Origin of the sequence: Synechococcus sp. W65.1 (assembly GCF_047461615.1) — a bacterium.
Classification (GTDB): domain Bacteria; phylum Cyanobacteriota; class Cyanobacteriia; order Thermostichales; family Thermostichaceae; genus Thermostichus.
Genome location: NZ_JANSHI010000014.1, coordinates 38,528 through 63,345 on the forward strand (window position 1 = coordinate 38,528; position 24,818 = coordinate 63,345).

General features: G+C 58.9%; 21 protein-coding genes. 14 read left to right on the forward strand and 7 right to left on the reverse strand.

Translation table 11 applies throughout. The annotated features are described in order from the left end of the window. The first annotated feature begins 52 nt into the window (after positions 1-52). Positions 53-1,189, forward strand: a complete 1,137-nt coding sequence (gene gmd / locus NW806_RS08750; protein WP_414405144.1) for a GDP-mannose 4,6-dehydratase — start codon at positions 53-55, stop codon at positions 1,187-1,189. 109 nt (positions 1,190-1,298) lie between these two features. Further along, the gene (rpsD, locus tag NW806_RS08755; protein ID WP_414395495.1) at positions 1,299-1,910 is read left to right on the forward strand and encodes a 30S ribosomal protein S4; all 612 of its coding nucleotides are present in this window, start codon (positions 1,299-1,301) and stop codon (positions 1,908-1,910) included. A 6-nt stretch (positions 1,911-1,916) separates the two neighbouring features. Here rpsD and NW806_RS08760 read toward each other — a convergent pair whose 3' ends face one another. The 3 genes from NW806_RS08760 to NW806_RS08770 all read right to left on the reverse strand — a co-directional run bounded on the left by NW806_RS08760 (position 1,917) and on the right by NW806_RS08770 (position 5,597). Continuing rightward, complete coding sequence (locus NW806_RS08760; protein ID WP_414410809.1) at positions 1,917-3,338, reverse strand: TolC family protein; 1,422 nt, start codon at positions 3,336-3,338, stop codon at positions 1,917-1,919. A gap of 256 nt (positions 3,339-3,594) precedes the next feature. After that, entirely contained in the window at positions 3,595-4,611 is a 1,017-nt protein-coding gene (locus tag NW806_RS08765; RefSeq protein WP_414410810.1) for a heme o synthase, read from the reverse strand. A gap of 8 nt (positions 4,612-4,619) precedes the next feature. Then, positions 4,620-5,597, reverse strand: coding sequence for a COX15/CtaA family protein (locus NW806_RS08770; protein WP_414410811.1), 978 nt, complete (start codon positions 5,595-5,597; stop codon positions 4,620-4,622). 527 nt (positions 5,598-6,124) lie between these two features. Between NW806_RS08770 and NW806_RS08775 the strand changes: the two genes are divergently transcribed. The 3 genes from NW806_RS08775 to NW806_RS08785 all read left to right on the forward strand — a co-directional run bounded on the left by NW806_RS08775 (position 6,125) and on the right by NW806_RS08785 (position 9,604). After that, complete coding sequence (locus tag NW806_RS08775; protein WP_414410812.1) at positions 6,125-7,138, forward strand: cytochrome c oxidase subunit II; 1,014 nt, start codon at positions 6,125-6,127, stop codon at positions 7,136-7,138. Positions 7,139-7,157: 19 nt separating this feature from the next. Continuing rightward, entirely contained in the window at positions 7,158-8,864 is a 1,707-nt protein-coding gene (ctaD, locus tag NW806_RS08780) for a cytochrome c oxidase subunit I (protein WP_414410813.1), read from the forward strand. Positions 8,865-8,992: 128 nt separating this feature from the next. After that, positions 8,993-9,604: a cytochrome c oxidase subunit 3 gene (locus tag NW806_RS08785; protein ID WP_414410814.1), complete on the forward strand. Its 612-nt coding sequence runs from the start codon at positions 8,993-8,995 to the stop codon at positions 9,602-9,604. Positions 9,605-9,665: 61 nt separating this feature from the next. Here the strand turns inward: NW806_RS08785 and holA are convergent, their stop codons facing one another. Then, on the reverse strand, positions 9,666-10,643 hold the full coding sequence (gene holA, locus NW806_RS08790) for a DNA polymerase III subunit delta (protein WP_414410815.1): 978 nt from the start codon (positions 10,641-10,643) through the stop codon (positions 9,666-9,668). 521 nt (positions 10,644-11,164) lie between these two features. Between holA and NW806_RS08795 the strand changes: the two genes are divergently transcribed. The 9 genes from NW806_RS08795 to NW806_RS08835 all read left to right on the forward strand — a co-directional run bounded on the left by NW806_RS08795 (position 11,165) and on the right by NW806_RS08835 (position 21,364). Then, complete coding sequence (locus NW806_RS08795) at positions 11,165-12,589, forward strand: IctB family putative bicarbonate transporter (RefSeq protein ID WP_414410816.1); 1,425 nt, start codon at positions 11,165-11,167, stop codon at positions 12,587-12,589. A 65-nt stretch (positions 12,590-12,654) separates the two neighbouring features. Beyond that, positions 12,655-12,993, forward strand: coding sequence for a P-II family nitrogen regulator (locus NW806_RS08800; protein ID WP_414410817.1), 339 nt, complete (start codon positions 12,655-12,657; stop codon positions 12,991-12,993). 119 nt (positions 12,994-13,112) lie between these two features. Then, positions 13,113-14,519 (forward strand): ammonium transporter, encoded by a 1,407-nt coding sequence (locus tag NW806_RS08805; protein WP_414410818.1) that lies wholly within the window; start codon positions 13,113-13,115, stop codon positions 14,517-14,519. A gap of 99 nt (positions 14,520-14,618) precedes the next feature. Then, positions 14,619-15,326 carry a 2-C-methyl-D-erythritol 4-phosphate cytidylyltransferase gene (ispD, locus tag NW806_RS08810; RefSeq protein WP_414410819.1) on the forward strand — a complete coding sequence of 236 codons (708 nt, stop codon included), beginning with the start codon at positions 14,619-14,621 and terminating at the stop codon, positions 15,324-15,326. A gap of 46 nt (positions 15,327-15,372) precedes the next feature. Next, entirely contained in the window at positions 15,373-16,167 is a 795-nt protein-coding gene (gene cobM, locus NW806_RS08815) for a precorrin-4 C(11)-methyltransferase (RefSeq protein ID WP_414406135.1), read from the forward strand. A 79-nt stretch (positions 16,168-16,246) separates the two neighbouring features. Next, positions 16,247-17,974, forward strand: a complete 1,728-nt coding sequence (locus NW806_RS08820; protein WP_414410820.1) for an ABC transporter permease — start codon at positions 16,247-16,249, stop codon at positions 17,972-17,974. Between the two features lie 25 nt (positions 17,975-17,999). Continuing rightward, positions 18,000-19,328: a nitrate/sulfonate/bicarbonate ABC transporter ATP-binding protein gene (locus tag NW806_RS08825; protein WP_414395524.1), complete on the forward strand. Its 1,329-nt coding sequence runs from the start codon at positions 18,000-18,002 to the stop codon at positions 19,326-19,328. Between the two features lie 160 nt (positions 19,329-19,488). Next, on the forward strand, positions 19,489-20,856 hold the full coding sequence (gene thiC, locus NW806_RS08830) for a phosphomethylpyrimidine synthase (RefSeq protein WP_414410821.1): 1,368 nt from the start codon (positions 19,489-19,491) through the stop codon (positions 20,854-20,856). 115 nt (positions 20,857-20,971) lie between these two features. Beyond that, entirely contained in the window at positions 20,972-21,364 is a 393-nt protein-coding gene (locus NW806_RS08835; protein ID WP_414410822.1) for a VOC family protein, read from the forward strand. A 64-nt stretch (positions 21,365-21,428) separates the two neighbouring features. On the opposite strand, the gene NW806_RS08840 is transcribed toward NW806_RS08835, so the two are convergent. From NW806_RS08840 to NW806_RS08850, 3 genes are all read right to left on the reverse strand, one after another. Next, positions 21,429-22,841, reverse strand: coding sequence for a phosphoglucomutase/phosphomannomutase family protein (locus NW806_RS08840; RefSeq protein WP_414410823.1), 1,413 nt, complete (start codon positions 22,839-22,841; stop codon positions 21,429-21,431). A 70-nt stretch (positions 22,842-22,911) separates the two neighbouring features. Then, positions 22,912-23,793 carry an ACP S-malonyltransferase gene (gene fabD / locus NW806_RS08845; protein ID WP_414406145.1) on the reverse strand — a complete coding sequence of 294 codons (882 nt, stop codon included), beginning with the start codon at positions 23,791-23,793 and terminating at the stop codon, positions 22,912-22,914. Between the two features lie 17 nt (positions 23,794-23,810). After that, positions 23,811-24,818 carry a beta-ketoacyl-ACP synthase III gene (locus NW806_RS08850; protein ID WP_414410824.1) on the reverse strand — a complete coding sequence of 336 codons (1,008 nt, stop codon included), beginning with the start codon at positions 24,816-24,818 and terminating at the stop codon, positions 23,811-23,813.

Genomic DNA, 24,818 nt, shown 5'->3' on the forward strand with positions numbered 1-24,818 from the left:
GCAGCTCTAGGTTTTGAGCCGGGCAATTTGCTGTCCTACGGGTGCTAACCCCATGACCCAACGTGCCTTGATTACTGGCATTACTGGCCAGGATGGCTCTTACCTGGCCGAGCTGTTGTTGCAAAAAGGCTACGAAGTCCACGGCATTATCCGCCGGGCCAGCACCTTCAATACCGACCGTATTGACCACCTCTACGTGGATGCCCACGATCCCACGGCTAGGCTGTTTCTCCACTACGGGGATCTCACCGATGGCACCACCCTGCGCAGGATCTTGGAGCAGGTGCAGCCGACGGAGGTGTACAACCTGGGGGCCCAATCCCACGTGCGGGTGAGTTTCGATGCCCCGGAATATACTGTTGATTCAGTAGCCATGGGCACCCTACGCCTCCTGGAAGCCATCCGCGACTATCAACAGCGCACTGGGATCCGGGTGAAGTTTTACCAGGCCGGCTCCTCGGAGATGTTTGGTCTGGTGCAGGAGATCCCGCAAAAAGAGACCACCCCCTTCTATCCCCGCAGCCCCTACGCCTGTGCTAAGGTCTACGCCTACTGGCAGACGGTCAACTACCGCGAAGCCTACAACCTCTTTGCTTGCAACGGCATTTTGTTTAACCACGAAAGCCCGCGGCGAGGCGAGACCTTTGTTACCCGCAAGATCACTCGTGCCGTCAGCCGTATTGTAGCCGGCAAGCAGGACAAGCTTTATCTAGGCAACCTGGATGCCAAGCGGGACTGGGGCTACGCCAAAGACTACGTCGAGGGAATGTGGATGATGCTGCAGCAGCCCCAGCCAGATGACTACGTGCTGGCTACTGGCGAAACCCACAGCGTGCGGGAGTTTGCAGAACGGGCTTTTGCTTTGGTGGGCATGCCCATTACCTGGCGGGGATCCGGACTGGAAGAACAGGGAGTCTACAAGGATCGCGTGCTCATTGAGATCGATCCCCGCTACTACCGCCCAACGGAGGTGGATCTGCTCTTGGGGGACGCCTCCAAGGCCAAGCGGGTGCTGGGGTGGCAGCCCAAGATAACCTTTGCCCAACTGGTGGAGCTGATGGTGCTGGCAGATCTAGAGGCCATTGGCTTGGATCCGGATCCCATCTTGGGGGAGCGGCGCACCCTCAACGGCCTGCTCAGCGAGGATCGCGCCTTCATCCGCACCCAATTGAAGCTTCGCCGCGACTGATGGCAGCGGCTCCCTTGCCCTAAAAAGGGGCTGAGAGCTTAATATAGGAGATCGCCAATTTTTTGGCGCTTCACTTAACTTTTATCTGCTGCTTTTGGAGAAAGCCTGCATGTCTCGCTATACAGGACCCCGTTTGAGGATCATTCGCCGTTTCGGAGGGCTTGACCTGCCTGGCCTGACTCGCAAGCGCCCCAAAAACACCAACCCCCCAGGTGTGCATGGGGCAGAGCGCAAGAAAAAGTCTGAATACGCCATCCGCCTAGAAGAAAAGCAAAAAGTCCGCTTTAACTACGGGGTAAGCGAGCGGCAGATGATCCGCTACATGCGCAAGGCACGCCGCTCCAAGGGATCTACGGGGCTAGCTCTGCTGCAGCTTCTAGAGATGCGTCTGGACTGCATTGTGTTTCGCCTTGGCATGGCCCCGACGATTCCGGCGGCGCGGCAGTTGGTGACCCACGGCCACATTGAAGTTAACGGCCGCAAGGTAACCATTCCCAGCTATGAGTGCAAGGTGGGCGATGTGATTACAGTTAGGAACAAAGAGTCCTCCCGCAGGCTAGTGGCTGCCTACGCCGAGTACCCAGGGCTGTTTTTGCCGGATTACCTGGAGTTTGACAAGGAGAAGCTGCGCGGCCGCATTAAGGATCTGCCTTCGCGCGAGCAAATCTGCGCGCCCGTCAACGAGCTGTTGGTAGTTGAGTACTACTCCCGCAAGCTCTAGGGATCCCTAGAGGCTGCCGATGGCCCGCCGCAGCTGGGTCAGAGCACGGTTGTAGGCAATCACCGCATTGGCAAGATTGCCCCGAGCAGTCGTGAGGGCAGCCTCGGCGTTGATCACCTCTGTCTGTGTGCCTACACCAGCCTGAAGGCGCAGCCGTGCTAGCCGCAAACTTTCTTCTGCCGAGGCGATTGCCACTTTGGCCGTCTCAATCCGTTCCCGGCTAGAGCTGAGGGTGAGGAAGGCCTCTTCTACGCTGCGTTGAATTTCATTCCGAGTGCCAACGAAATTGCTCACAGCCGCCTGCCTGTCGATCTCGGCTTGGCGAGCCTGGGCCTCCGCCCTTCCCCCATCAAACCAGGTCAAGTTAAAGTTAGCGCCAACCGAATAGCCGACATCGAAACTGTTGCGGTCGGCCCTAAAATCGTTTGCCGCGTCGAGACTGGCAAACAAACTAATTTGGGGACCGTTGCTGGCTTGGGCTAGGCGCAGCCGAGCTTGGGCTTGCTCCAGCTCTCGGCGCTGGCGCTCCAGCTCTTGACGCTTGGCAAAGGCAGCAACAATGGTTTCCTCTAGGCTCAGATCCCACTCTCCCATCGGCTCGATAGGCTCTTCAGCCAGCACATCGGTGGGACTGGGAAAGTTCAGCAGTTCGGCCAGGCGGCGACGACTCAGTTGTTGGTCGTTTTGGGCTGTCAGCAGGGCTTGTCGGTTGTTGGCCAATTCAGTCTCTGCCTGGAGGATCTCGAAGCGGGTACCCACACCGGCCCGTTCGCGGGCTTGGGCATCCCGCAGGGTGGCCTCAGAACTGGCAACCGCAGCCTGGCTAATGGCCACGCGGGCATCAGCGCTCTGCAGGTCGTAGTAGGCGTTGGCCACCGCTTGTTTCACTGTCTGCAGGGTTTGCTCGAGCTGCAGTTGGGCAACGCGCAGAGCTTCCTCAGCAAGCTTCAGGTTTTGCGCCCTGACCCCGTTGTCGAAGGCTGTGTAGTCTAGCCGCAACACGCTGGCCGAGAGGGTATGGGATGGGCGGCTGGGCCCGCTGCCGGGGGCAGGAGGTTCGCTGTACTGGTAGTTGACGCGCGTGGAGAGGGTAGGGGCAAAGGCTGCTTGCGCCAAGGCCAGGCCGGCTTCAGCCCGTTTGACGGCTAGCCTTGCTTGCTGTACTGCCGGGTTTTGGGCAACGGCAATCTCCAGCGCCTCTTGGAGAGATAGGCCCTCCCTCCGCTCAATGCGCACCTCCAAAGGGGATTGAGGCGCCACTAATTCTTCCGCTCTGGTGGCCCCCTGCGGGACTGGGGGGGGAGTAGCAGGGCGGGCTCCGGGAGGAACAGAGAGGGTGGGAGGCAGGTTGGGAGTGCGGATGGCTCGGCTATCTAAGAGGAGGGAGGGGGCAGGGTCAGGCACTTCCGCTTGGGCAAGGGCAGGCATAGCCCAGAGCAAGTTGACTAGAAGGCCCCAGGAGAGGCGGAACCCTGCTAAGCTTGGCTGGCCTCGAAGACGTTGAGGCCGCCCTTTGACCAGAGGCTGCATCGCTATCGTGCTGTTGCTCTCAAACATACCCACCCGTAGCAAGCAGTATCGCAAAACAAGGGTGGGCAATAGAACAGTTTTTCGCAAGCCCCGCAATGCTGCCGGCTGAGCCAACTAGGGTAATCGGTGAGTTGTCAACCCAGGGATCCCCCTTCTACAAGCTGGCCGGCCAGCGCACTAGAGGGGCATAGATCCCCTGGAGGGAGGCAAGGGCTTGCTCCCAGAGGGCGTGGGTCAACGACCACCTGTCCAAGCCCATGGCGCCGCACAACAGCAGCAAGTAGAGGTTGGCAAAGGTGAAGAGAGAGGCTGCCCGCTCCCGATCCTGCGGCCTCCGCAACAGCTGCATGGCTTTCCAAACCAAAAGGGATCCCAGCAGCACTGCCGCGCTTAGGTACAAGGATCCCAGTACGCGCAAGGGGTAGACCAACAACAAACTAACCGGAACCACCAGCAGCGCGTAGAGAAGAATCTGGGCGGCAGTTGGCCCTTCTCCGGCCACCACCGGCAGCATGGGCACGCCGGCGCGAGCATAGTCTTCTCGCTTTAAAATCGCCAAAGCCCAGAAGTGGGGCGGGGTCCACAGAAAGATGATGGCAAACATCACCCAGGCGGCCCAGCTCAGCTTGCCCGTAGCTGCTGCCCAGCCCACCAAAGGTGGGATCGCCCCCGCAGCTCCGCCGATCACGATGTTCTGGGGGCTGGAGCGCTTCAGCCAGTGGGTATAGACCCCTACGTACACTAGGATCCCTGCCATGGCCAGACCAGCGGCCAGCAGGTTGGTGAAATAGGCCAGTAAGCTGAAGGAGACCAGGGTAAGGATCCCGGCAAACACCAGAGCGTGGCGCGCCTGAATGCGGCCAGCAGGCAGAGGACGGTGGCAGGTTCGCTCCATCAGCCGGTCGATATCGGCGTCGTACACCATGTTGAGGACATTGGCTGCTGCTGCCGCCATCCCACCCCCTAGGAGGGTGACGCCAAACTTGAACGGATCCGTATCGCCTGCCATCCACATGGCGCCAGCCGTGGTCACCAACAGCAAGGCGATGATCTTCGGCTTCACCAACTGGCTATAGCTGCGCAAAAGTTGGCCTAGGCTTGGGCACTGACTAGCCCCTGGCGTGGCGTTTTGGCAAGCGGCTGGGCGGTAGCTTTGAAGGATCTCTGCCATGGAACTACTCAAAGGCCTCCGTCCCGCTGGCGCGAACAGTGATTGCTACAGTACTCATCAGTGATTGCTACAGCCGCGGTGAGAGCCCTGTCTTCTCCCTGCCTAGGGGCACTGTTGCGCAGGCGCCAGGCCAGCACCGTAAAGCCCAGCAAACACCCCAGCAAAGCTGCCCCAACCATCTGGTGGGCTACTGTCAAGGGCTCCACCTGCAGCCGGTAGCGATAGGTGAGAACACCAACTCCCACCTGGGCGAGCAAAAGCCCCACCGACCCATAGCCCAGCAGCTTGAGAATCTTTGGGACCCGCCGCCGACCTGTGGCCGCCGCCACCCCCACCACCGCTAGCGTGGCTGGAGCTACTCCCAGCAAGTGGCTGTTCATGACCCCACACAACTCGCCCGCAGCCAAGCACTGGTGCAAAGCCCATCGCGAGGCCACCAAGGCCCCCAAAAGACTCTGGACATACACCAGCAACACCGCCACCAAACCCAGCCAAGGCAAATAGCCAACTGCAGCTCTCCCCTCCAAGGCCTCCGGCCGAGTAGCGCGAATGGAAGAAGCAAAGCGCGGCAAAACGAGCAACCCGAGGGTGAGCAGCGTAGCAAAAAATAGCAGGCCCGTGCCCAGGTGAGCCGTCACAATGTCAAAACGCAACAGCTCCGTCACTGTCAGCCCGCCCAGGATCCCTTGGGTCACGACCAAGACAAAAGCCCAGCTCAGACCCCAGGGCAGCCAATTGGGCAAGGCCTTGCGCTTCAGCCAGGCAAACCCCACTAGCACCAGCGTGGCCAAGCCCACACCGGCAGCCACCAGGCGGTGAAACCACTCCAGAAACACTTGCAGGTTCATCTGCTCGGTGGGCAGCAGCTCCCCATAGCAGAGAGGCCAGTCTGGACAGGCAAGTCCAGCATTCATGACTCGAGTGGCACTGCCTAGCCCCATCAACAGCCAAGTGGCCGCTGCTAGACCCAGCAGAGCTCGCCCCATGCGCAGAGAAAGCTCCCTCCCTGGCAAGGGAAAGGCCTCCGGCCCGCTGGCGCGAACGGGACAAGAAGAGAGGAGGTGAGATCGAGGAATTGAGGGGTCCATTGCAGCTGAAAAAATACTTCAATCAGATCTGCCTCTAGAGAGAGGTCAACACTCTGCACTAAAAAGTCAAGACCAACAGCCAATGGTAATTTCAGTTACCGAATTCAGCCTATCTAGCTGCCCACTAGCTGGGTTAGTAGCCACTCAGAGGCAGAGGGGAGGTCTTTCTGCAACGGATTCTAAATGTGGCTTTGCGGTTGGCGAAGGCTTTTTAAGAATTTCTTTGTGCTGAGCTACGCTTCCTCAGTAGATGGCCGCTGCAAAGCTAGGGATCCGGCGCTCCGACCGAGATCCCGAAAAGATCCCTAAGGACAGGCACTTCTCTCCAGCTCCTGCAAGTTGAATGGAAATGAGTACAAGCCTGCTCTGGCTCTGCTGACAGAATCTGCTGGAGTGGGCAGGCAGTAGCAGGGGGATGAGCAGCTGTGAGTGCCCTCAAAAATATCCTTTTGGTGGGGATTGGGGTTCTGTTAGCCCTAGCCAGCCTCTGGTATGGCCAGAATCACCATCTCCTCCCCGAAGCGGCAGCCAACTCAGCTCCCCTCTTCGATAGCCTCTTCAACAGCACCATCACCATCGCCACCGGCATCTTTCTAGTGGTGGAAGGGGTACTCCTCTACTGTGTCATCCGCTACCGCAAGCGACGGAGGGATCACGGCGACGGGGATCCCAGTCACGGCAATGTGCTGTTGGAGATCGTGTGGACAGCAGTGCCGGCTCTGATCATCCTTTGGTTGGGCCTAGCCAGCATAGATGTCTACCAGGCTATTTACGGAGGCACCCATGTGGGCGGGCATATGCACGCGGCCATGGGGATGGGCTCTTCCGAGGAAGCCAAGGCAGGGGAGCCGGGCTATGCCTATACCCCTGTGGTGCTACCTGGGAAAGAGATGGGCCAGCCGGATCTGGTCGTTCAGGTGCAGGGCATGCAATACGGTTGGCTGTTTACCTATGAATCGGGCTTGGTGACTAGTGAGCTGCACCTTCCCCTCAACAGGCGGGTGCGCTTGAATATGACGGCCCTTGATGTCAACCATGCCTTCTGGGTGCCGCAATTTCGCCTAAAGCAGGATCTCATTCCAGGCCGAGAGACCCACCTGGAGTTTGTGCCTACCCAGTTGGGGACTTACCCCATCATTTGTGCGGAGCTGTGCGGCCCCTACCACGGGGTGATGGCTACGCAATTGATTGTGGAAAGACCAGAAGACTTCGAGCGCTGGCAGCAGGAGCAACTTTTAGCTGCTCGTGGCAACAGCAGTGCCCTAGCTCTTGCTGCAGATTCTCCCCCCACTCACCATCACCCTCCGGCTGATTCCCCTGCGGCTGCTTCGGCTTTTGCCCAAGTCCACCACCAACGTTTGGGGGTCTCGCCTGCGGATTTGACCTCTTTCAAACTCCACAAGGACTCCGTCCCGCCGACGCGAACGGGAACAGGCTGAAACTAGGAGCTTTTTTGCCATGACTCAGCTACAGGACAATCCTAGCCTCGCTGCTGCCCCCAGGGGCAGCCTGGATCCGCCTGCAGAACCTTGGTGGCGCTTCTTTACCTTCTCTACGGATCACAAGGTCATCGGGATCCAGTATTTGGTGACCACCTTTTTCTTCTACTTGGTGGGGGGAGCGCTGGCTGTAGCAGTACGAGCCGAGCTGGCTACCCCAGAGGCGGACTTTCTTGGCTTTGAGCGGTACAATGGCGCCTTTACCCTGCACGCCACGATCATGATCTTTTTGTGGATTGTGCCGGCTTTGGTGGGGGGCTTCGGCAATTACCTCGTGCCGCTGATGATTGGGGCGCGGGACATGGCCTTTCCCAAGCTCAATGCAGTGGCCTTTTGGCTGGTTCCGCCTACCGGGCTCCTGCTTTTGGCTAGCCTGTTCATAGAGGCTCCGGCTGCTGGCTGGACTTCCTACCCGCCCCTGAGTTTAGTTAGCGGCAAGGTGGGGGAAGAGCTCTGGATCCTGAGTATCTTGCTGGCGGGGACGTCTTCAATCTTAGGCGCAGTTAACTTCATCACCACCATCCTGAAAATGCGCATGCCCGGCATGAGGATGCAGGACATGCCGCTGTTTTGCTGGGCCATGCTAGCAGCGTCTGTTCTCACCCTCATTGCAACACCAGTTTTGGCCGGCGCGTTGATCTTGCTGAGTTTTGACCTGTTGGCGGGCACGTCCTTTTTTAACCCCAGCGGTGGCGGGGATCCGGTGGTGTACCAGCACATGTTCTGGTTTTACTCCCACCCGGCGGTTTACATCATGATCTTGCCGGTCTTCGGCATCATCTCCGAGATTTTGCCGGTGCATGCCCGCAGACCTATCTTTGCCTACAAGGCCATCGCCTATTCCAGCTTGGCTATTTGCTTTTTGGGGTTGATCGTCTGGGCGCACCACATGTTTACCAGCGGCACCCCGGACTGGATGCGGGTGTTCTTCATGATTGCCACTATGTCCGTTGCTGTTCCCACGGGGATCAAGGTGTTTAGCTGGCTAGCCACTCTGTGGGGCGGCAAAATCCACTTCCGGTCGGCCATGCTGTTTAGCCTTGGCTTTATCTCGATGTTTGTCATCGGGGGGTTGAGCGGCATTATCCTCGCTTCAGTTCCCCTGGATATCCACGTCCACGACACCTACTTTGTGGTGGCCCACCTGCACTATGTGTTGTTTGGTGGCAGCGTGTTCGGGATCTATGCCGGCATCTACCACTGGTTCCCCAAGATGACCGGGCGGCTGCTGAACGAGTTCTGGGGGCGGGTGCATTTTGCGCTAACCTTTGTCGGCTTCAACATGTGCTTTTTGCCAATGCACAAGCTGGGCCTGATGGGGATGCCCCGCCGCGTGGCCCAGTACGATCCCCAATTTGCCGACCTCAACTGGATTAGCTCCGTGGGGGCCTTTATTCTTGCCATTTCCACGCTGCCCTTCTTGGTTAACGCCATCTACTCCTGGGTGGCCGGTCCCAAGGCCGGAGACAACCCCTGGCAGGCCTTGACGCTGGAGTGGACGACCTCTTCCCCACCGCCCCCCCAAAACTTCTACGGGGATCCCGTTCTGCTGACTGGTCCCTACGACTACGGCCTGCACAACAAGGAAACCCTGGATTACTTTGCTGCCCAGTTGAAGCGCTTGCGGGAGCTGGCGTTGGCAGAAGCGGAGACTACCTCTTCTTAGCCAGTGGCTTGCTGGCTGGGTATCCCTATTCCTGTCTTGATCTCGGCTGGCCTGCCCCCATGGTCTTGGGAGGAATTCAAGAAAAGGACTACGTCCCGCTAACGCGAACGGTTTGATTGGGCAAGAATATGCAAGGATCCCTTAGTTCTGATGCTGTGATGCTCGGTCACCCTCAGGCTCACGCCGCTCATGCTGAGCACCCAGATCATCGCGTTTTTGGTCTATTGATGTTCCTGGTAGCGGAAGGCTGTCTATTCTTGGGCCTGTTCATGGCCTACTTGGCCTACAGCCTTACCGCCCCAGTCTGGCCACCGGAAGGGACGCCGGAGTTGGAGTTGCTTTTGCCCAGCATCAACACGGTGATTTTGCTATCCAGCAGCTTGGTTATTCACAAAGCCGGGTTGGCCATCAAGGCCGATGATGTCAAGGGCCTGAGACTGTGGTTTACTCTCACTGCCCTGATGGGTGCCATCTTCCTGGCTGGGCAGCTCTACGAGTACAGCCACCTGGAGTTTGGCCTCACCACCAATTTGTTTGCCAGCACCTTCTATGTCTTGACCGGGTTTCACGGGCTGCACGTGGCAGCAGGGTTGCTGTTTATTTTGGCGGTGCTTTGGCGCTCCCTGAAGCCAGGGCACTACAGTGCCCAACATCACTTTGGCGTCGAGGCCGCTGAGATCTATTGGCACTTTGTGGATGGGGTGTGGATTGTGCTATTTATCCTGCTCTATCTGCTTTGAGTACCGAAGCTCAGAGAATTGTCAGAACTGTCCCTAGACTGAGCAACAAGGGCGGAGAAGTTCAAGATTTCTGGAGAATAGCCACGATCTGAATCAGAGCCTCTTGAAACACTACTCGCTCTGGCTGACCTTGCTTGAGCTGATATTCCAGTTGTAAAAGTTGCTCCATCACCCCCAGCAGCGCCGAGCTTTTTAGGGATCCCACCTCTTTCTGTAAGAAGTAAACCCGGTTGGGATTGGCGATCTCTGCTTTTTGGGCGATGACTTTGGGATCCCGTTCTCCTTCTTCAAGCAGCAGCCGCACCCACAGCCAGGTGCGGAATTGGCCCACCAAAACCGCTAGAATCTTCAGGGCTGGCTCGTTGGAATCCAGCAGATGGGTCAGGATCTGCAGGGCCCGATCCAAGTTGCCCTGGCGCAGGGAGGCGGCCAGTTGAAAGCTGTTGTAGGCGCTAGCAGGAACCAGGGCCTCGATTTGCTCAGGGGAGATGGGATCCCGTTGGCCTGCCGTAAACAAAGCCAGCTTTTCCAATTCCATTGCCAATCGGCGACTATCGTTGCCCACCGCCTCAGCTAACTTCTGGGCTGCCTCTGGGCTGAGCTTGAGATCCCGCTGCTGGGCCTCGCTGTGTACCTGCTTGAGAATGCCCTCTTCATCCCAGGGGGCCAGTTGGGAAAACTCGCGGACAATGGCCACTTTTTTTAGGAGCTGGGTAGATTTGAGCCGCCCATCCGGCTTGCTGCTAGTGGTCAAGAGCAAATGGGTGGTGGGAGGCAAATAGGCTAACGTCCGCTCCAGTTCTTTGGATAGCTCTTCCGGGCAATGCTGGGTAAGCGTTGTCTCTTCCAGCCAAACCAAGCGGGCATTGGATCCCAGAGGCGGCGTCATGGCTTGGTTGAGACCAGCAAGCGTGGCTTCCGGAGGCAGGCGATCGTAGTTAAAGGCTGACCAGTTGGGATCCAGCACTTGATCGCGCAGCTCTTGCACCGCCTGCATCAAGCGATAGCTGTCATCCCCCCAGTAAAGGTAAACGGGCATACTGCCCTTTTCCGTAGTTTCTCTAGGCGTTATTTTACCTAAATCATGCTTTGTCCGAAACCTCCCAGAGAAAGCCTGGCCAAGTTCAAGCTTCTTCCCTCTCTGGAACAAGGTGTCAGCTTTGCAGATCTTTACCTTTTCCCTAGGTGGGCAAATTCTGTATTCCCACTGAAGAACCGTCATCAATCTTTTCCTAAATTAATCCTGAGAGATGGGATCCGAGGGAGGATTGCAAGCAATGGACAGCAGGGGCGAACTGGAGTTCAAAGTCCAAGTTTTGGCCCGCTGCCTGGGATCCGCTCTGGCTTTAGGACGGCCCACCCGCGTGCAAATTCACTACTGCAATTCCCAAGCCTTCAACGCAGGTCAGTCGGGAGCGGCGCCCCTAAACTCTGAAGAGGTGGAGAGATCCCAACCAAGCACAAGAAGCTAGCCTTTGGCCTTTGGTTTCCTGCCCCTGGCCGTTGGGGATATAGACTTTGGAAAAGAAGAGGAGGTGCCTAGCGGGCAGGAGAGGCGCTGTGGAACAAGCAAGGCAACCGTGGCAAGCTCTGCTGCTGCGGGATTTTCCCATCGAGTCCTGGTGGCAAGGCAGCTTTCTGGGCGGCCTGTTGGGATCCTTAAGAAACTGGGGCCAAGGTAGCTTACTTGTCCAAGCTGGCGACTGGCTTGGCTTGGGCTTGGTGCTGCTCTACTGGGTCTTTTCTGCGCAAAGCTCCACTGGCATCCTGGGGCTAATTTTGCTGGCCATGGCCGCTCTGGTGGGCCTGGGCGCTTTGGTGGAAATGCCGATGGGTCTGCCGCTGCACCTGCCCCTGGGCCTTTTCTGGGGAATTGCCACCTTGGCAACCATTCTCTCCCCGGTTTCCTACGCAGCACGGGAGGGCTGGCTGAAACTGACACTGTACCTAGCCGGCTATTTGTTGTTGCATCGTCTGCTGCGCAAGCCCCAGTTCCGGGATTGGATTGTCGGATCCCTGCTTTTGGTCAGCTTGGCGATGGGGGTCTATGGCCTGCGGCAATACTTTTACGGGGCAGCAGAACTGGCCACCTGGGTAGATCCGGAGTCGGGCTTGGCGGGCCTGACGCGGGTGTACAGCTATCTGCGCAACCCCAATCTGTATGGGGGCTACCTGGTTCCGCTTGTTCCTCTAGGTCTGGCCGCAGTTTTCCTCTGGCCAGGCTGGGGAGTAAAGCTCCTAGTTGGTTTTACAACAGCCGTCAACCTCCTCTGCTTGGTCCTGACCTACAGTCGCGGCGCCTGGATTGGCGGCCTAGCAGCGCTGGGAATGATGGCGGTGCTGCTGGCGCAATGGCACACCCCCCGCCTGCCGGCCCGCTGGCGACGATGGACAGTGCCGACCTTGTTGGGAGGGGGCGCAGCTGCGCTGCTGCTTGCGATCTTGACGGTACGCCCCCTGCGGCTAAGGGTTCGGAGTCTCTTTTGGGGAAGGCTGGATACCAGCAACAATTTTCGTCTCAACGTCTGGGCGGCAGTGTTGGACATGATCCGCGACTTTCCCATCTTGGGGATCGGCCCCGGCAATGTTGCCTTTAGCCGCGTCTATCCCCTTTACCAGCGGGGCAACTTCAGCGCCCTCGGGGCCTATTCCGTGCCGCTGCAACTTACCGTGGAGACCGGCTTTCTTGGATCCCTGGCTTTTGCCTGGTTTTTGCTGGTGCTCTGGGATCACGGCTGGAGATGCTGGAACAGGTTGCTTAGCTCCCGGGATCCCGAGGGCCTGTGGGTGGCCGCAGGCTTAGCGGCTTGCACTGGCATGATGGCCCACGGGCTGGTGGACACCATCTGGTACCGCCCTCAGGTGCAGATGCTGTGGTGGCTGGCGGTGGCTCTCGTTACAGCCAAGCTGGCTGCCTCCAGGACTCAGCCTTCGTCTAATAGTCCCAGAGGGAAGCTCCTCTCGCCGTCACAAGACTGTATCTGAAGTTACAACTTGCGGGGGATAGCGATGCTAGAAGTGAGCCGAGCTATCTGGGGCAGAGAAAGCAAATGAAGAAGATTGAAGCTATCATTCGGCCCTTCAAGCTTGATGAGGTGAAGATAGCCCTGGTTAATGCCGGAATTGTCGGCATGACCGTAACCGAGGTGCGGGGGTTTGGTCGGCAGAAAGGACAGACTGAGCGCTATCGGGGATCCGAGTACACCGTCGAGTTCCTGCAGAAGCTAAAGGTGGAGATCGTGGTCGATGATGACCTGGTGGATACGGTGGTGGAGAAGCTAATTGCAGCAGCTCGCACTGGCGAAATTGGGGACGGCAAGATTTTCATCAGCCCCGTCGAGAAAACCATCCGCATCCGCACCGGTGAAATGAACCAAGACGCCCTGTGAAGGAGCTGTTTTTGCAGTCTCTCACCTCAGCCTCATCTTGGCTTGGGAGGTGGCAGGGCGTATCTTTTTGTTGTAATGGCGTTGCCAAAAGTACCGTCTTGCTAGGTGAGTCGAAAAACATGTCTACAATGATGATCCAAAGGCTCAAAGGCCAAGTAGTGCAGCGGCTCTGGCGACCAGCTCAGTGGGGCTTAGCTGCTGCGCTGACGATTTCCCTGGTTTTTCTACTTGGTCAGGAGAGCGCCTTCGCTCAGGATGCCGAAGCTGTCCAGAAAAACGCCAACACCATCTGGACACTGGTGGGGGCAGCCTTAGTGTTCTTCATGCAAGCTGGCTTTGCCATGGTGGAGACGGGCTTTACCCGCTCCAAAAATGCTGCCAACATCATGATGAAAAACCTAATGGACTTCTGCATGGGCTGCTGCGCCTTCTGGTTCATTGGGTTTGGCCTGATGTTTGGCCAGAGTGGCGGCTTCTTCGGCAGGAGCTGGTTTGCTTTTAGCTGGCAGCAAGCCCACGAAGCAGGGGACTGGCCTTTTACGTTCTTCGTCTTTCAGATGGTCTTTGCCGCCACCTCTGCCACCATCGTTTCCGGGGCCATGGCGGAGCGCACCAAGTTCGTGGCCTACCTCATCTACTCTGTCGTCATCTCTGGGCTGATCTACCCCATCTCGGGGAGCTGGGCCTGGAATGGCCTGTTCGGCGACTACAACGGCGGCACCAAGGGCTGGTTGGAAAACCTGGGCTTTATCGACTTTGCCGGGTCAGGGGTGGTGCACCTGGTGGGAGGCGCTGCCGCATTGGCCGGGGCAATGGTGGTTGGCCCTCGCATTGGCAAGTATGGCCCTGACGGGGAGCCGCGGGCAATTCCTGGGCACAACCTGCCCCTGGGGATGCTGGGGGTGTTCATCCTCACCTTGGGTTGGATTGGATTCAACGCTGGCTCGACCACCGCTGCCAGCCCTGATGTTGGCTGGATCGCTATGAACACGCTGCTGGCAGCTTCGGCAGGAGCCATTGGCGCGATGATCACCTGCTGGGTGCATTTTGGCAAGCCAGACATGACCTTTGCCGCTAACGGCGTGCTGGCTGGCTTGGTAGGGATCACCGCTCCTTGCAACACCGTCCACCCGCTGGGAGCTTTGATCATTGGGTCGGTTGCCGGGATTCTGGTGGTGATCTCGGTGGTGATCTTGGATACGGTGCTGAAAGTTGACGACCCGGTGGGCGCCATTTCAGTACACGCTACCTGTGGCCTCTGGGGGCTGTTGGCGGCAGGGATCCCTTGGTTTGCCCATGCCGAGTCAGGAGTGACCTGGGAGCAATTTGGGGTGCAGGTCGTGGGGGCTCTAGCCTATTTCTTCTGGCCCTTTATCACCTGCTTGATCCTGTTTTTGATCCTCAAGGCAACCGTTGGCCTGCGCACCAGTGCCGAAGAGGAGCTGGCCGGCTTGGATGTGGGCGAGCACGGTAACGTGGCCTACCCGGATTTTGTAAGCGCTGCAGCCAATTTGGAGCAGCCTTGAGGCGGGGCCGAGGGTTGCTGTGCCGGCAATCCTGAAGGGGGCCAAGGGAGGCCCCCCCTTGCTTTAAACTGGAAGGCGGCTCGATGTTCTTGCAACTTCATGCACCTCTTGATCCCGGCGGCCGGCAGTGGCAAGCGGATGGGGGCGGCGGTCAACAAGCTGCTGTTGCCGCTTTTGGGGCGGCCAATTTTGGCTTGGACGCTGGAAGCTGCAGCTCGGGCCTGCTCCATTGAGTGGATTGGCATTCTCTGCCAGCCCCACGACTGGCCAGCCATCGAGGCCATCGTAGCGGCAGTTGCTCCGGCCAAGCCAGTACAGCTTCTGGTGGGAGGGGCCACGCGGCAGGAGTCGGTTTACAGGGGAGTTGAGTATCTCTATAGCCTGGGAACGGTAGAACGGGTGCTGATCCACGATGGAGCCCGCTGCCTGGCTACGCCGGCGCTCTTTGATCGCTGCAGCGCTGCCCTACAGCAGGTGGATGGCTTGGTTGCGGCGATCCCTGTCAAAGACACGATTAAAGTGACCGAGAGCGGCCCCAAGGGGATCCAAATCCAAGCGACGCCAGAGCGCAGTCGACTGTGGGCAGCGCAAACGCCCCAGGGCTTTCGCCTGCCGTTGCTGTGGCAAGCCCATCGGGAGGCCCTGGCCCAAGGTTGGCAGGTAACTGATGATGCGGCCCTATTCGAGAAGCTGGGTTGGCCGGTTTACATCGTGGAAGGGGAGGAGTCCAATCTCAAGCTGACCACTCCCTTGGATATGCTGCTGGCAGCCCAAATCCTCCAGCAGCGTCTCGTCCCAGCCCCCTAGCTCCTACTGTTAGGAGGCACGCTGCGAGAGTAAAGAAAGAGAGTCAATGCCCAAGTCACCTTCGCCCTACTGGCCTGTCCACATTGTTGGCGCTGGCCCCGGGGATCCAGAGCTCATAACCCTGCGCGGCCAGAGAGTCCTCTCGCAAGCGGATGTAGTCTTCTACGCCGGATCTTTGGTGCCAGAGGGAATGCTAGCCCACTGTCGCCCTGGGGTTGAGGCCATCGACACGCGCTCCCTTACCCTAGAGACGTTGCTGCCGCAAATTGTGGAACGGGTCAAGGCAGGGCTGCGGGTGGTGCGGCTGCAGGATGGGGATCCCTGTCTTTACGGCGCTCTACACGAGCTGCTGGTTCGGTTGGCTGAGGCAGGGATCCCCTTTGAGATCGTGCCGGGGGTGAGCGCCTTTCAGCTAGCAGCGGCTCGTTTAGGGGTAGAGCTGACGGTGCCGGAAGTGGTGCAGACCATCATCCTCACCCGTGCCAGCGGTCGAACGCGCGTGCCGGAAGCAGAAGCTTTAGCCAGTCTAGCGGCTCACCGCGCCTCTTTGTGTCTGTACCTGAGCGCCCGCCACGTGGAACAGGCCCAGGCGGATCTCCTAGCCCACTATCCCGCCGATACCCCCGTTGCCATTTGCTACCGTTTGGGGTGGCCGGACGAGCAGATCTGGCTGGGATCCCTGGCGGAGATGGCTGCCCTTAGCCGCCAAGCTGGCCTAGAGCGCACGGTGCTCTATCTCATCAGCCCAGTGCTGCGGGGTCTGGCAGGAGGTGGCTTGGCTCGCTCGCGGCTCTACAGCCCTGACCACGCCCACCTCTTCCGCCCCAAGCTTCGCCACTAGACTCCCAGTCAGGTAGCTTCCCGCTCTGGCTAGGCGGGAAGGTGTACACTGGGTGCGGGCGTAGGCTGCCTCGAGGGAGATGCGGACTTTTCCTTCGCCGGAGGTGCTTCGACGGCTGCCAGCAGGGGCTGCCGATGGAGCCATCATTCTCGGCACGTTGGTTCTCCTGGCGGTAGTGGCCCAGGTGGGGGCAGGGGCTTTTGAGCAGTTTCAGCCGCCAGCTGTGGTGCCCCGAATCGACTTGGATCCGCGCAAGCTGCCCTACTATGCCGCCCGCTCCACCTTGCGCATGTTCATTGCCCTCGCCTTCTCCACTCTTTTCACCCTGATCTACGGGTACGTAGCTGCGAAAAGTCGCTGGGCAGAGCGAATTTTGATCCCCTTGCTAGACATCCTGCAATCAGTGCCGGTGTTGGGGTTTCTCTCCATTACTGTCACTGGCTTCATTGCCCTTTTTCCTGGCAGCTTGCTGGGACTGGAGGCGGCTTCTATCTTTGCCATCTTCACCAGCCAGGTCTGGAACATGACCTTTTCCTTCTACCAGTCCCTGCGCACTTTGCCGCAAGAGCTCGTGGAAGCTGCTACCTTGTATCGCCTCTCAGGCTGGCAGCGCTTTACCCAGTTGGAAGTGCCGGCGGCAATGGTCGGTCTCATCTGGAACGCCATGATGAGCTTTGGCGGGGGGTGGTTCTTTGTGGCCGCCAGCGAGGCCATTAGCGTGCTCAACCAGGAGTATACGCTGCCGGGCCTGGGATCCTACGTGGAAGCCGCCATTCAAGCCGAGGACTTGCCCAAACTGGGGTGGGCGATCCTAACCATGGCAGTGGTGATCCTGCTGGTGGATCAGCTCTTCTGGCGGCCTCTGGTTGCTTGGTCAGACAAGTTTCGCCTGGAACAGAGCGCCGGGGCGGCTGTGCCGGAGTCCTGGCTGTATGATCTGCTCACCACCGCCCGGATCCCGCGGCTAATTGGCAGGGGGTTTTCCCCTTTGGCAGAGGGGGTGGATCGGCTGTTGGCCTACCTGACCCGCCCCCGCTGGGGAGATCCCCTCAGCCCCGAGGCTGAGCGGCGCCGTGAGCGGCTATTGACCCGGCTCTCCTGGTTGGCTATTGGCGGCCTTGGGGTTTGGATTGTCTATTTCGTATCCACCACCGTCGGCTTTGGGGAGGTGATGCTAGTCTTTGGCCTGGGGATCCTCACGCTGCTGCGGGTTAGCGTGCTCTTGGTTTTAGCCACTGTGGTCTGGACGCCAATTGGGGTGGCCATTGGCTTTAATCCACGCCTAGCGAAGCTGCTGCAGCCGGTGGTGCAGTTTCTAGCGGCCTTTCCGGCCAATTTTCTTTTTCCCTTTGCCACGTTGCTTTTCATCCGCGCCCAGATCAGCATTGAGTGGGGCAGCATTTTGCTGATGTCTCTGGGAGCGCAGTGGTACATTCTCTTCAACTCCATTGCCGGCGCCCAGAGCATCCCCACCGATTTGCGAGAAATGGCTATGAATTTGGGTCTGCAGGGATGGAAGCTCTGGCAAAAGCTGATCATCCCAGGGATCTTCTCCGCCTGGGTCACTGGAGGAATAACAGCTAGCGGCGGTGCTTGGAATGCCAGCATTGTCTCCGAGATTGTAACCTGGGGAGCGACAACTCTAAAAGCTACGGGCCTAGGCACCTACATTGCCGAAGCAACCGCAGGGGGAGATTGGCCCCGGATTACCTTGGGCATTGGCATGATGAGTCTGTTTGTGGTAGGCATCAATCGCCTCTTCTGGCGGCGGTTGTATCAATTGGCAGAGGAAAAATATCACCTTTAGTCTTTATCAATCTCTTTATCAATCTATGAGCTCGGCAACTTCCCCTGTTTTGATTAAGGTTGAGAACGTCTACAAGCGCTTTCCTTTGCCCGAGGGCAAGGGAGAGTTTACAGTCTTAAGCCAGATTGATTTGGAGGTGCGGGCAGGGGAAGTCTTGGCTCTGCTGGGGCGCAGCGGCAGCGGCAAGAGTACCCTGCTGCGCATCATGGCCGGCTTGATCCCCCCTAGCCAAGGGCAGGTGTGGAGCAATGGCCGACCCCTGCGCGGCCCCAACCCCGACGTGGCCATGGTGTTTCAAAGCTTTGCCCTTCTGCCGTGGCTGACAGTACAAGAAAATGTGGAGCTGGGGCTAAAAGCGCAAGGGATCCCGCGCGAGATCCGGCGGCAAAAGGCTCTCAAGGCCATCGACCTGGTGGGGCTGGATGGATTTGAGAATGCCTACCCCAAGGAACTCTCGGGGGGCATGAAGCAGCGAGTGGGCTTTGCCCGCGCCTTTGTCTTGGAGCCGAAGGTGCTTTTCATGGACGAGCCCTTCAGCGCCCTGGACGTGCTGACAGCGGAGAACCTGCGGGGGGAGATCGACGAGCTGTGGAACACCCACGCCTTCCCTTCCCAGAGCATTCTCATCGTGACCCACAACATCGAAGAGGCGGTGTTTTTGGCGGATCGGGTAGTGATCCTGGGCTCCAAACCAGGGCGGATCCGGGGAGAGGTGAAAATCGACCTGCCGCGACCCCATGAACGTACGGATCCCCGATTTAAGTCCCTGGTGGACTACATCTACGAGATCATGACCAATCCGGAGATCCCGGTAACCAGTGAGGTGGCTGTCCCCAGGGCCCCCTCCCCCTACGCCTTGCCTCTACCCCACGCGCGGGTGGGCGGCATCAGCGGTCTGCTGGAGCTCATTGTGGAATGGCCGCAGGCAAGAGTGGAAATTGCCGAGCTGGCTGAACGGCTGCAACTGGCAGTAGACGACCTGCTGCCGATTCTGGATGCAGCAGTGCTGTTGGGCTTTGCCGAGGTAACCGGCAGGGTGGTCCAACTCACCGAGATTGGCCAAGACTTTGCCAACACCACCATCCTGCGCAGCAAGGATCTCTTCCGGCAACAGCTACTGGCACGGGTGCCCGTGTTCCGCAGCATCCTGCAGACTCTGGAAGAAAAAAACAGCCGCTCCATGCGGGCGGACTTCTTCTTGGATCTCTGGGACGAGCATTTCCCGCATGAAGAGGCCGAGCGGCAGTTTGCCACTGCCATTGACTGGGGCCGCTATGCAGAGCTCTTTGAATACGATGCCTCAGAAGACCGACTCTACCTGCCGGAGCCAAGTGAGAGTTCCTCTGCGCAATAGCCCGTTGGCCTCAACGTTCCCTCTGAGCCTTTGTTAGATTTCGGAAAGTCCCAAAATTCAGTGATAGGATCACAGCACGCTAGAGGTATCTGGGGGCTCCCCTCCTCAGAACCTGATCTGATTCGTACCAGCGTAGGCAAGCAAGCACCGGAGTTAGGCCATGCGCAGCGAATGGGTGGCCCGCCGTCGTGGGCAAGCAAACGTTACTCAGATGCACTATGCCCGCCAGGGCATCATTACCGAAGAGATGGAGTATGTGGCTCGCCGGGAGCAGCTGCCCCCGGAACTCATCCGCTCGGAAGTAGCTCGGGGTCGCATGATCATCCCCGCCAACATCAACCACACCAACCTCGAGCCGATGGGCATTGGGATTGCTTCCCGCTGCAAAGTCAACGTCAACATCGGCGCTTCCCCCACCTCTTCCAGCTTGGCTGAGGAACTGGAAAAGCTAAAGTTGGCCATCAAATACGGCGCCGACACGGTTATGGATCTGTCTACCGGCGGCGGCAATTTGGATGAAATTCGCACGGCCATTATCCAAGCCTCGCCAATTCCTGTCGGCACGGTACCTATCTACCAAGCTCTAGAAAGCGTCCATGGCAATGTCGAAAAGCTTTCAGAAGAGGATATTTTGCACATTATCGAAAAGCAGGCTCAGCAAGGGGTGGACTACATGACCATCCATGCTGGGATCCTCATTCAACATTTGCCGCTGGTGCGCAACCGGCTAACGGGCATTGTTTCTCGCGGCGGCGGGATCCTAGCCCGTTGGATGTTGGTCCACCACAAGCAAAATCCGCTTTATACCCGCTTCCGCGACATCATCGAGATCTTCAAGAAATACGACGTTTCCTTTAGCCTGGGCGATGCCTTGCGACCAGGATGCTTGCACGATGCCTCTGACGAGGCCCAGATGGCCGAGCTAAAAACCCTGGGCCAGTTGACCCGCATGGCCTGGGAGCACGATGTGCAGGTGATGGTGGAAGGGCCAGGGCACGTGCCGATGGATCAAATTGAGTTTAACGTGCGCAAGCAAATGGAGGAATGCGACGAGGCTCCCTTCTACGTCTTGGGACCTTTGGTTACTGATATTGCTGCCGGCTACGACCACATCAGCTCTGCTATTGGGGCGGCCTTGGCCGGTTGGTATGGGGCGGCAATGCTTTGCTACGTCACCCCCAAAGAACACTTGGGTTTACCCAATGCAGAGGACGTGCGCAATGGCCTCATTGCCTACAAAATTGCTGCTCATGCTGCGGATATTGCCCGCCATCGGCCTGGGGCCAGGGATCGCGACGATGAGATGGCTAGAGCCCGCTATAACTTTGATTGGAATCGACAATTTGAGTTGTCCCTAGATCCAGAGCGAGCTCGCGAATACCACGACGAGACCTTGCCGGCAGATATCTACAAAACGGCAGAGTTTTGCTCGATGTGCGGGCCTAAGTTCTGCCCCATGCAAACCAAAATGGATGCAGAGGCCTTAGACGAACTAGAGCGCTTCTTGGCCAAGCAGCCAATGGGATAAGCGCCGGTTGTCTGCAAGGTTAGCTCTGTATCACACAAAGTTCCCCGTTCCTGGGGAGAAGGGGATCCCCTGCGCAGGCTATGCTGGGCTATAGGGATTGAGCAGGGAGGAGGATATGGCACTTAGGCAACTGGGACATGTTGCCATCCGTGTCCGAGACGTCTCCAAAGCGGTAGAGTTCTACGAAAAGTTGGGGATGGTCAATGTCTGGAAGGATCCCGACTGGGCCTATATGAAAGCTGGGGACGACGGGCTGGCGCTGTTGGGGCCAGGCTACCGGGCGGCAGGGCCCCACTTTGGCTTTGTCTTCAGCACTAGGGAAGAGCTGGAGGAGCACCATCGGCGCCTGCAATCCCAGGGGATCCCGGTGGGCGAGATCCACACCCACCGAGATGGCACCGCCTCCTTCTATGGCAAGGATCCCGATGGCAACCTGTTTGAATTTGTCTACGAGCCGCCAGGCACTTTTGACCGAGCCAAAGCCAAGACAACAGAAGCAACTTCTTAAATTCTTAAAACAGTGGCGCGAACTCTGAGCCACTATTGCGCAGAAGTAGAGATGGTGGGAGGCCTCAGTTTTCTCCCACCTTTTTGCTGAGCAGCCCAGCCGCCCAATCCAAAAGATGGTTCACTGCTTCTGCAGTTCTGGCTTCCGCATACAGCCGCAGCAGAGGCTCAGTGCCGCTGCCGCGGATCATCACCCAACTGCCGTCGGCAAGCGTAAACTTGTGGCCGTCTTTGTCGAAATGCTTGATCACCTTCTGTCCCAAAATCTCAGAGGGGGGATCCCTCTGCAGCCGTTGGAATAGCTGGGTTTGTTGACTTTGATCCCCTAGGGGCAGGTCGCGGCGCTGGTAAACCGAGCTAAACCCCTCTCGTTCCTGCAAAGCTCTGTAGAGGGCGCTCAGGTCTTGCCCGGTTTCGGTAACGGCTTCGATCAAGTACAGCGCCGAAAGCAGGGCATCCCGCTCGGGGATGTGGCCCAGGTAGCCAATGCCACCCGATTCCTCTCCCCCCAACAACACCTGGGTGCTCAGCATGCGCTCGGCGATGTACTTGAAGCCCACGGGTGTTTCCGTAACCGGCAGGCCATAGCGCCCGGCCACCTTGACAAACAGCTCCGAGCCACTGAGGGTTTTGACGACTTCCCCCCGCAGCCCGCGCCGCCCCGCCAAGTGGTCGATGAGGATGGGGATGAGTACCTGGGGGCTGAGAAAATGGCCTTGTCCGTCGAGGGCAGCAATGCGGTCGGCGTCGCCATCGAAGACCAAGCCGATTTTCAAGGGGGCAGGATCGGCGGCAATGAGCTGGGCAGAAGCCTGCAGGTTTTGCGGCAGCGGCTCCGGTGAGACTCCGCCAAACAAGGGATCCCGCCGCGCCTGCAATTCAATCACCTTCTCCCCCAACAGCCGCTTGAGGCCACCGGCGCCGGAACCAAACATGACATCCGCCCAGATCTTGGCTGGGGAGCTTCTAAGCTTTTCTAGATCCACAAAGCGACTAAGCTGAGCCAGGTAGCCGGGCCAGGGATCCCAGGTGTGAATAGGGGCGCGGGTGGATCCCAGGGGCTGCAGGCTGCCCAGCTCCTGCTCAATGGCAGCGGTGACCTCTGGGGGCACAGAGCCGCCAAAGCCACCTTTGACCTTAAGGCCGGAATAGTGGGGCGGGTTGTGGCTGGCGGTAATTACCAGGGCGCCATGGCAGCCCTGCTCTTTGGCTCCCCAACTAAAGGCCGGCGTTGGGGCCGCACAGGCGGAGAGGTAGACGGGGATCCCCAGTCGAGCCACCACCTCAGCTGCGTGGGCCGCAAAGCGTTCAGAGAGAAAACGGTTGTCGTAGCCAATGAGGATCCCTTCCCCAGGATAGGTGCGGGCCAACACCTGGGCGCTGGCTTGGGCGGCAAGGGCCAAGTTCTGAAACGTAAAGCCCTCGGCAATGACTGCTCGCCAGCCGTCGGTGCCAAAGCGAATGGAGTTGCCTGCCATGGTTGCCCCCAAGTCCCCCTCGACTACACATAGCACAGAAGTAGCCGCCTCTATCCCAACGCTTTGGGCTCTAGCTGCCCGCTGGGTAGTCGCTGAGGCTGCTGATGTTGCGCCGTCGCAAGCTGGGCGCTGTCCGCCTCACCAAGCCCGTCAGCACGTTGCCAGGGCCAATCTCCCACACCTCTTGAACGCCGTCGGCAGCCATCTGCAGCACCGTTTCTCGCCACCGCACAGGGGCTGTCATCTGGGCCAGCAGCGCCTGTTTGAGGGCTTGGGGATCGCGGCTGGCCGTGGCGGTGCAATTGCTATAGACCGGCACCCGGGGTGTCTGAAACTCAACTTCCCGCAACCGGTGGGCAAACTCTTCTGCTGCTGCCTGCATAAAAGGGGAGTGGAAGGCGCCGCTGACTTTGAGGGGAACGGTGCGCTTGGCCTGCAACTGCTCACAGACAGCCTGCACCCCCTCCACCGAGCCGCTGATTACCACCTGCTCTGGGCTGTTGTCGTTGGCAATGGTAACGTTGGGGGTCATCTGGCAGAGGTGCTCCAGCTTGGTGCGATCAAACCCAATCACCGCTGCCATGCTGCCAGGGGGATCCCCTGCCCGCTCCATCAGTTGGCCTCGTAGGCTCACCAGCCGCAGGCCGGTTTCAAAATCAAACACTCCAGCGGCATAGAGGGCACTGTACTCCCCCAGGCTGTGGCCAGCAGTGCAGCCAGGCGTCTGGCCCTGGGCATAGAGGTAGTCACTCAAGAGGGCCGACACGGTAAACAAGGCCGGCTGCGTATAGCGGGTCTGGTGGATCTGCTCTTCGGAAAGGGCCAAGGGATCCCACCCCAGCACCTCCCGCGCCAAAGCCAACTTCTGGGCAGCTCCTGGCCAGTCTTGGAGATCCCTTCCCATGCCCACCACTTGGGATCCCTGACCAGGATAGATCCAGGCAATGGTCATCACCACCCCTCCCGAGCTCATCGGCCCCAGCGAAAGACAATGGCTCCCCAGGTGAGGCCGGCGCCAAAGCCCGCCATCACCCCCAGATCTCCATGGCCAAACCGCCCTTGACCAATCCATTCGGCTAGAGCAATGGGGATCGAGGCGCCTGAGGTGTTGCCGTAGCGCTCCAGGACGCTGGCCACCTGCTGGGTCTGCAGCTGCAAGCGCTTGGCCACGGCATCGAGGATGCGCTGGTTGGCCTGGTGGATGAAGTAGCCCTGGACTGCCTCGGCTGGAATCCCAGCCTGAAGGAGGGCTTTCTCGATAATCTCCGGCACCGCCTGGACGGCAAACTTATAGACCTCGCGGCCGTTCATGACGATGGGGCAACAGCGGTACTGCCCCACCCGCAGGGATCCCACCAGGGGCTTAGCTTCAGTGGCCATGGCCAAGCTAAGTAGCTCGCTGCCCTTGCCATCGCTGCGCAGCTCAATGCTGAGGATCCCATCGGCTCCCACCTCTCCCGCTTCCAGCACCACTGCCCCTGCTCCATCCCCAAACAAAACGCAGGTGGCGCGGTCTGTCCAGTCGACGGCGCGAGAGAGCACATCGGCTGCCACCACCAGCGCCCGCCGGTACAGCCCAGTTTGCAGAAACTGGGCCGCCGTGGCCACCGCAAACACAAACCCCGTACAAGCTGCCGTTAGGTCAAAGGCCACTGCCCGACTTGCCCCCAGGGCTGCCTGCACCCGCGGGGCCGAGCCAAAGCGATCGACAGCGGTGGAAGTGGCTAGCAGGAGTAAGTCGAGCTCCTGTGGCAGGATCCCAGCTTGATCCAGAGCAGCTCTTGCCGCCTGGGCCGCCAGATCCACTACACTCAGCTCCGGGGGCAGAATGCGCCGCTGGCGAATGCCGGTGCGAGGCCAAATCCACTCATCAGAAGTGGCAACAATCCGGCTCAGGTCATCGTTGCTCAGGCAGGGATCCGGAAGAGCAGCCCCTACCCCCACAAGGTGTACGCTGGGGAGGCGGTTGTTGGGCAT